Genomic DNA, 8,367 nt, shown 5'->3' with positions numbered 1-8,367 from the left:
GGGTAGATATATTTGGTGAAAGATTGTTTCTTTTGCTGGCGATGATATAGCAAGCATAAAAAAATGCGGAAATTACGCCCAATAATATACCCCATAAATTCAGCGATACACCATTTATATCAACTAAAAAAGACATGCCAATTAATATCACCAGAATTGCCAGGTAATAAACCTTGGTAATTACCTGTTTATATACGAAAAAATTAATTAACAGAATTAAAACGGGATAAGTAAAAAAAAGTACCATGGACAAACCAGAACTTGTGTATTGGCAAGCCAGAAAATAAAGCCAACTGGAAAGACTATAATAAATAACACCGGTAAAAAAAGCACCTAATATTTGTTTGTAGTTATCAGTTGGCTTTTTCAGTTGTGGAAATAAAACAATTAAAATAACACTGCTTGATATAAAAAATCGCCAAAATAACATAGTGCTGATAGACAGGTCATTATTAATAGCGCTTATTCCAAAATAACCAATAAAACCATATAAAAAACCAGATAAAAGAGCATAAATAGAACCGCGATGTGTTTTAGTCATCATATAATCGCCAGAAAAACTAGAGTCTATTGATATTTTACTGACTTGAGCGACAATAGGTTGTTTTTCGGGCGCTGAAAGTATGGCTTAAAGACATGGATACCAAGAAAATCAGCCTATCTTCGTCAAGATAGTAGCATTAACAAAATAGTCTATCATTTTTCTGGTATCACGCGCCATTCATGCTATTGAAAATACAAAAAACACAATGTATAATTTTTGGATAAACTTATATGGAACTTACTAATAATGCGTTTTTTGCTATTAATTGCTTCCCTTTTCTTAATTAACTCCATTAGTTTTGCTAACACAAGTTCCTGCACAGAGCATCAATGTATTGCTGTAATCGACGCCGGAAGTACTGGCTCAAGATTACATATTTTTTCTTATGACTTGGATGAAACCAATACCCCAATTAACATCACTGAAATAGGGTTTAATAAAGAGACTCCTGGCTTTGCCACCCTTGAGTTAAACCAAAATACCGTAAATACTTACATGAATAAGCTTTTCTCAGAAACTTCTGTACAGCAAATACCCGTTTATTTTTATGCAACAGCAGGCATGCGTTTAATACCACAAGCCAAACAAAAAATTTATTATCAAAATCTAAAAAACTGGTTCAATCAGCAATCAAACTGGCAGCTTATAGATGCTAAAACCATTACAGGAAATGAGGAAGCATTATATGACTGGCTATCTGTAAACTATCATCTAGATACACTTAAATCTCCCTCGCAGACTGTAGGTGTTTTAGATATTGGGGGTGCCTCAACACAAATTGCTTTTTCCATAAAAAATAATACGATCCCTAACATCAATAAAGACTCACTCATTGAATTAAATCTATATCACCAACACCTTAATTTATTTGTACACAGCTTTCTTGGATTAGGTCAAAATGAAATGACGCACCAACTTCTTGATTCTACTTCCTGTTTTGCTAATAACTACCCTCTTCCTAACGGTGAAGCAGGACAAGGCAATGCGTCAGAATGTGTCGAACAAATCGCTTCGTTAATCAATGGAGTACATAAAACAAACCAGATAGTTCAGCCTACCTTGGCGGAAAATCCAGTGCATTCATGGTATGCACTTTCGGGAATTGCCAAACTTGCTGAAAGCAAACCATTCCACTTTCCAAACAGCCAATTAACAAATCAAAATTTCCTTCAACAAGCAAATAATTTCGCCTGTCACCGACAATGGGAAGAATTAAACCATGAATTCCCTGAAAATGAATACCTTGATGCTTATTGCCTCTTACCCGCTTTTTATTATGCCTTGATGGTTGAAGGCTATGGATTTTCTCCTAACCAAGTAGTGAATTATATACCCTCAGAGCAAAACTTTGATTGGACCCTGGGGGTAGTATTACATCATTAAACTGAAAAAAGTTTATAACTCTATTAATGAAAAGTCATCCGCACACAAAATAGTAGCCTGGTTATAAAAAGTGCTTAAAGCATCGCGAAATCGCTTTGCTCGCGGTGATAAACCTATTGAGCAATAATGCTTCACCTGCTCGTAAACGGCGTGTTTAAAAACTGCTGTATTCGCTTCTTCACCATTTAAATTATCAATACTTATACGAAACTTATGCCCTGCGGCTTTAGAAAGTATCCATTCCAAAGCTTGTGGTTTTACTTCAACACATTGAAATAGTGCTTGTTGTTCTGCATTACGCCCATCAGGGGCATACCAATAGCCAAAGTCAACCAGCTTTCTGCGCTCTTCTCCAGCAATCAACCAATGAGCGCATTCGTGCAATGCGCTGCTAAAAAAACCGTGAGCAAAATATATGGCGTGATAATTTTGTTGTCCATTTGCAGGTAAATAAATTGGTTCATTATCACCCTTTAGCAATCGGGTGTTGTAATCAACAGCGAAACAGGCGTGAAAAATAGTTATCAAATCCTCGTAGTGATGCACATATACCTTTTAAATAGTTAAATTAAAACAATAATGCCTAATTTATACTAATATGTTTAAAGAGTCATCATTTTACATTATTTTAAAATTAGGAAATTTTAGGGTGGAGAAGAATGGTTAACAACCCTATTAAAATGAGAAAAAATATGATTTTTTACCAAGCAGGAATATTTATTAATAGATTTCGTTGGGCCATTATTATTCTGTGGAGCCTGATTATTTTAGGCTGCATCCCTTTTCTGCCTCATATTATGGATCGATTCAAAACTACTGGGTTTATGGATGAACAGTCCGCAAGTGCTACCGCAATAAAGTACCTAAATAAGAAATTCAATTATGACAGTAATAACAAGTTTCTTATTATGTACCATAGCCCTAAGTTATTAGCGAGCGATCCTAAATATGTAGCAAAAATAAAAAAATCATTATCTGGTTTGGATAATTTCCCACTTAAGCATGAGATTGTTTTACCTTCTAACAAACAACAAGTCTCCAAAGACAAGCATACAGCGTATGCTGTAGTAATTGTCAAAACACTAAAACCAATAAACAATAAATTATTAAAACAATTTAAAGAATTAATAAAAAAACCATCAAATATGACACTACAGATCGGAGGTGAACCTCAATTTGTGGAGAATGTCACCAATCAAACCCAAATTGACCTTTTTAGAGCAGATATTATTGCCGCTCCTGTGGCTATTATTACTTTAATTTTTGTTTTTGGTTCTCTGGTTGCAGCCACACTACCCATTATTTTAGGTGGTGGATGCGCATTAATTATTCTCTCAACGCTTTATTTATTTAGTCATTTTTTTACGCTGTCAGTTTTTACAATTAATATTGCTTTATTATTAGGCCTTTGTCTGTGTTTAGACTATTCGTTGTTTTTTATTAACCGTTTTCGAGATGAGTTACTGAATGGCTTAAATGTTAGCGAAGCCATTGCAGTAACCCAAAGCACTGCAGGGAAAGCTATTTTCTTTAGTGGTTTGGCTGTTTTTGCTAGCCTAAGCGCGCTATTCTTATTCCCAATTAATATTCTATTTTCTGTAGCTATAGGGGGGCTATCTGCTGTATTTTTTGCAGTGTGGATTTCAACCATACTATTACCCGCAATCCTTGCCGTAATAAAAACAAAAATTAATTTATTCACTATCCGCTTGCCTCACATAAATCCGGAAAATAATTTCAGCTGCTGGCATTGGTTGGCAGAACGAGTAGTACTCCGTCCTTATTTGTTTTTCATAACTATTCTTATTTTCCTGTTAATACTTGGATATCCATTTTTATCAGCAAAATTTAGCATCTCTGATTACCGAATTTTCCCTGAAAACTCACCCCAGAGAAGTTTTTATGATACTTACGTCAAGAAATTCAACGCTCAAGAATTAAATCCTATTCAAATGATAATCCATTCCTCATCACCTATTTTATCAAGTACCAATCTTAATAAAATCTATGACTTAGTTAATAAACTCAAAGAAAATCCGCGAATTAAAAAAATCAACGGCATTATTAGCAGCAGCTCTGATTTGACCAAAAATCAATATTACCTGTTATATCATACAGATAAAAGCTTATCTGATATTCATGTTAAACAACTGTTGGCAAGTACAACCCTCAAACATTTAACAGTCCTTAATATCATTAGCAAATATCCAGTAAATTCGCCTGAAACTAAAAAACTTATTGCTCAATTACGAAGCCTGAAACCCATTCATGGACTGAATTTACAATTAACTGGCACTGCAGTGGTCAATGTTGATGTACTACAGAGTATTTATCAAAGACTTCCTTATGCCATTTTATGGATAATGCTATTTTCCTATCTTATACTTCTAGTATTATTAAGATCAATTTTCTTGCCGTTAAAAGCTATATTAATGAATTTATTAAGCCTTAGCGCTTCATATGGAGCCCTGGTGTTCGTCTTTCAGGACGGGTATTTTGCCAAAATACTTAACTTTGAACCTCAAGGAATGCTAGATATCAGTTTATTAGTTATTATTTTCTGTGCATTATTTGGTTTTTCGATGGACTATGAGGTGTTTTTACTGTCCCGAATTAAAGAAGCATATCAACAAACCAGAGATAATAATAAAAGCATTATTTTTGGAATTGAAAAAAGCAGTCGTATTATTACTAGTGCTGCACTGATCGTAATTGTTATTTGCAGTTCGTTTTTGGTCGCTGATGTGTTGATGGTTAAAGCATTCGGACTGGGCATAGCGGTTGCTATTTTTGTAGATGCCTTTTTAATTCGAAGCTTTTTAGTCCCAGCAACTATGGCGCTTTTTAAAACATGGAATTGGTATCTACCAAAATGGCTAGACCGCCTCTTACCAAAACTATAAAAAAATAAAATGAATAACAAAAATACACTAGCCGGCTTATTTGAAAGTTATACAAATCAGCATCCTGAGCACATTGCCGTGCTTAATGGTGAACAATCACTTACCTATGCGGAATTAAATGGAAAAGCGAATCAGCTGGCACATTACTTAAAAGAAACCGGCGTCAAACCCGATATGCCGATTGCCCTATCTTTATCGCGTTCATTTGACTTTATCATTGCAATTATTGCTATTTTAAAAGCAGGCGGCGCTTACTTACCCCTTGACTCCTCTCAGCCTACAGAACGCTTATTATTTCTGTTAAATGATAGCAAAGCCCCTTTACTAATCACTGAATCTGTATCAGAAGAAAAATTTAAACACTATCACGGAAAATTAATCCTGCTGGATATTGAGGAAAAAAACATCGCTGAACAAGCAATTGATAATCCTCAAACCATTCTTTTGCCAGAACACTTAGCCTATGTGATTTATACCTCCGGTTCAAGTGGCGTTCCTAAAGGTGTACTCATCGAACATCGCTCAATAATTAATTATTGTCAATGGTTTGCAGAATATACCGGTTGCCAACCACAACAACGGATTGATTTTTCTTCTAATCCTATTTTTGATATGACAGTTTCAGTAACACTAACACCATTAATATTAGGTCTCACCATTGTTATTTGTACTGACGAAATTAAAAAAAACACTCTTAATTATCTGCAACATCTGGTAAATACCTATATTAACACCATCAAATTGACCCCCAGTTATTTTAAAGTTCTGTTACATGAACTAAAAAATGATTTTATTGCCCTCCCACATTTAAAATCAATTATCTTGGGAGGAGAAAATTTATCATCTGTAGAATGCAAATTGTGGCTTGAATTATATCCTGAGCATATTTTATTTAACGAATATGGACCTACCGAAACCACTGTTGCCATTTCCACCTATAAAGTAAGTAGTTCTAGTTTTACTGATTTTGATGCTAACGTACCCATTGGCAAACCAGGATCGCAAATAAATTATATTATTGTTGATGAAAAAAACACCCCTCTTCCTGACGGCGATATTGGTGAATTATTGATCGGTGGAGCTTGCCTGGCACGCGGTTACTTAAATCAACCAGAATTAACTCAGCAACAATTTATTAAAGACCCATTCACTAACAAACCAAATGTTCGTTTGTATAAAACCGGTGATTTATGCCGAAAACGCGCCGATGGAGTGCTCGAATACTTTGGCAGAATGGACGATCAAGTAAAAATACGCGGTTTTCGTATTGAGCCTGGAGAAATAGAACAATGTTTAACTATGCATCCTGCAATTAAAACAGTAGCCGTAACAACTCAACGAAATGCAATGCAAGAGCAATTATTAACGGCCTATTACATTATTAAAGAGTTCTGTTTAGCACCTACCACTAATGAGCTACGTCAATTTCTACAGAATAAAGTGCCTGAATATATTATTCCAACTGCTTTTATAAGAATTGATTGTTTACCTCTTACTGCCAATGGCAAATTAGATAAATTGGCATTGCCTCTACCTCGATTAGCAGCCGATCAGCATTACATAGAACCTATTACTGATTTAGAGAAACAGCTAACGCTACTTTGGTCAGAGGAGTTAGGTATTCAATTAATCGGATTAAATGATAATTTTTTTGAGCTTGGTGGACATTCTTTATCCGCTGCACGCTTGGTTTCAAAAATAAATCATCAGCTGGAAAAAAACATCACCCTTCAGGACTTTTACCAAGCAGCATGTCTTACTAATTTAATCCCACTAATTAACAGTACTCCAAAAATAGAGCACCAAAAAAATACGCTCAATAAAATAAAATATAGTGAAATAACCAGGACACCATTAAGTGATTTTCAATTTGTGCTTTGGATGTCTAACATTTTTGAGCCCAAGGCAAAAAAATTAAATATTGTTGCAAGAAAACGCCTCCATGGGTACTTGGATAAAATCGCTTTAGAATTTGCCTTTCAGTCTCTTTTGAAAAAACATGAGGTATTAATTTATCGCATATTAAAATTTAAACCATCGCAACAAGTTCAAAAAAATCTGTTCTTGCAGCTTATTGAAGAAAATATTGAGTCATTAACAGAACGAGAAAGTGAGCAAATGCTTGAACTCTCAATGACTGCATTAACCAACTTTCATTCTTGGCGCAAAGATTCTCCTTTAATTATTGGTAAGTTATTTTATCTAAGAGAAAATTCAGTGGAATTACAAATTTGCATGCCTCACCTAATTTCGGATGATGCATCAATTGACATTTTATTTAACGATTTATCTGAATTTTATTTGCTCTATAACAAAAAACAGCTTCATCATGATAAAATTGAAACAGATACGCACTATAAAAAATATATTTATACTGAACGTCATGCAATTGAAAGCTCTTTGGAAAAGAATACCCTATTTTGGGAAAATTATTTACAAGACACTTCTTTCTTCTCATTTCCCAAGAAGTATGTTGTAGATAACATGAATTCAGCTAGCTTGTCATTCTCTACCTATACTAAAATACCCAAACAAACAATAAACACGCTAAAATACTTTTGCGAACAAAATCATATTAGTATTAATAATGGCTTATCTGCGATATTAGCGCTAGCATTACGTAATTGCTGTAATGACTCCCTAAGCGGCAAGCCCTTTAAAGTAATGAATATTATTAAATCAACACGAGACAATCCGATTTATGACCATTCAGTTGGCTGTTTTCTTAGAGTTGAGCCAATTAAAATTGCATTAAACACTAATTCAACGTTATCAACGCTCTCTAAACAAATATGGCAATCAACAATCGATACCAGCAACTATCAACACTGCTCGAATCTAATTAAGTTCAGCGCTGTCAGTACTTTAAGCCCCCCACCAAAAAAAATTCAGGGCTTTTTCATTGACTTACTCACCCCTATATGCGCAAAAATAATGCGAATACCCACCGTATACCGTAAAATTTTGCAACGCAGTATTACACGTCTAATGTTCTTTAAACACCATACTCATTTTATTATTAATCTGAACGTCAGGAATAATTTTATTGCCACATCCCATAAACAAAAAACTCTATTTGGCTTAAAGAAAAAAACCATTAAGCATCATCAGGAAGAACTATTAGCTATAGATTATATTTTTGAAGCCTGTTTTACTTATGATGACAATCAAAAAAATCATTATTTAGTAATTTCAGCCAATTTAAAACCTGAATTTAAAGCAAAAATTGCGCAGGAAGTTATTAAAATTATGGAAGCCGCATTACCCGAAAAAGATACAGAAAAACTGAATCATCAAGATTATCAATTAGTGTAAATTTTTGTTTGTTTATACCCAAACTCGCGGAGATGAGTGGAGCAATATTGGAAAAAAATTTACATTAAAATTTAAAATTAATCATATTAGTTACTTTCATTACGACTCTTTTATTTTCTTAAAATTAAAAATAGCAGCTTGAATTATTTTCTGGTACATTACTTTAATAAATTTCAGTCTAAATTTAAGGTGCTCAAATGATACGAAGAATTTTTGCTGTTC

General features: G+C 34.1%; 5 protein-coding genes. 3 read left to right on the top strand and 2 right to left on the bottom strand.

Features of this window, described 5'->3' with window-relative positions:
• On the bottom strand, positions 1-544 hold a 544-nt coding region (locus tag WA877_RS01365; RefSeq protein WP_425169149.1), incomplete at its 3' end, for a DMT family transporter.
• A gap of 243 nt (positions 545-787) precedes the next feature.
• Between WA877_RS01365 and WA877_RS01360 the strand changes: the two genes are divergently transcribed.
• Positions 788-1,927, top strand: coding sequence for a multidrug DMT transporter permease (locus WA877_RS01360; RefSeq protein ID WP_425169150.1), 1,140 nt, complete (start codon positions 788-790; stop codon positions 1,925-1,927).
• A gap of 12 nt (positions 1,928-1,939) precedes the next feature.
• Here the strand turns inward: WA877_RS01360 and WA877_RS01355 are convergent, their stop codons facing one another.
• A complete protein-coding gene (locus WA877_RS01355) occupies positions 1,940-2,473 on the bottom strand; it encodes an elongation factor P hydroxylase (protein ID WP_425169148.1) in 534 nt (177 codons plus the stop codon).
• A gap of 146 nt (positions 2,474-2,619) precedes the next feature.
• Here WA877_RS01355 and WA877_RS01350 point away from each other — a divergent pair, with 146 nt between their 5' ends.
• Together WA877_RS01350 and WA877_RS01345 are read left to right on the top strand one after the other, a co-directional pair.
• Positions 2,620-4,830, top strand: a complete 2,211-nt coding sequence (locus tag WA877_RS01350; protein WP_425169147.1) for an MMPL family transporter — start codon at positions 2,620-2,622, stop codon at positions 4,828-4,830.
• 9 nt (positions 4,831-4,839) lie between these two features.
• Complete coding sequence (locus tag WA877_RS01345) at positions 4,840-8,145, top strand: amino acid adenylation domain-containing protein (protein ID WP_425169146.1); 3,306 nt, start codon at positions 4,840-4,842, stop codon at positions 8,143-8,145.
• The last annotated feature ends 222 nt before the right edge of the window (positions 8,146-8,367 follow it).

The organism is Legionella sp. (genome assembly GCF_049790535.1).
In the GTDB taxonomy this organism is placed as follows: domain Bacteria; phylum Pseudomonadota; class Gammaproteobacteria; order Legionellales; family Legionellaceae; genus Legionella.
The sequence above is the reverse complement of the archived record's forward strand: the minus strand, read 5'-3'. Positions and strand labels throughout refer to the sequence as shown.

Bases quoted from the DNA above. Each gene is read 5' to 3' on its own strand.
- WA877_RS01350 (WP_425169147.1), top strand. From the start codon at position 2,620: ATGATTTTTTACCAAGCAGGAATATTTATTAATAGATTTCGTTGGGCC.
- WA877_RS01345 (WP_425169146.1), top strand. From the start codon at position 4,840: ATGAATAACAAAAATACACTAGCCGGCTTATTTGAAAGTTATACAAAT.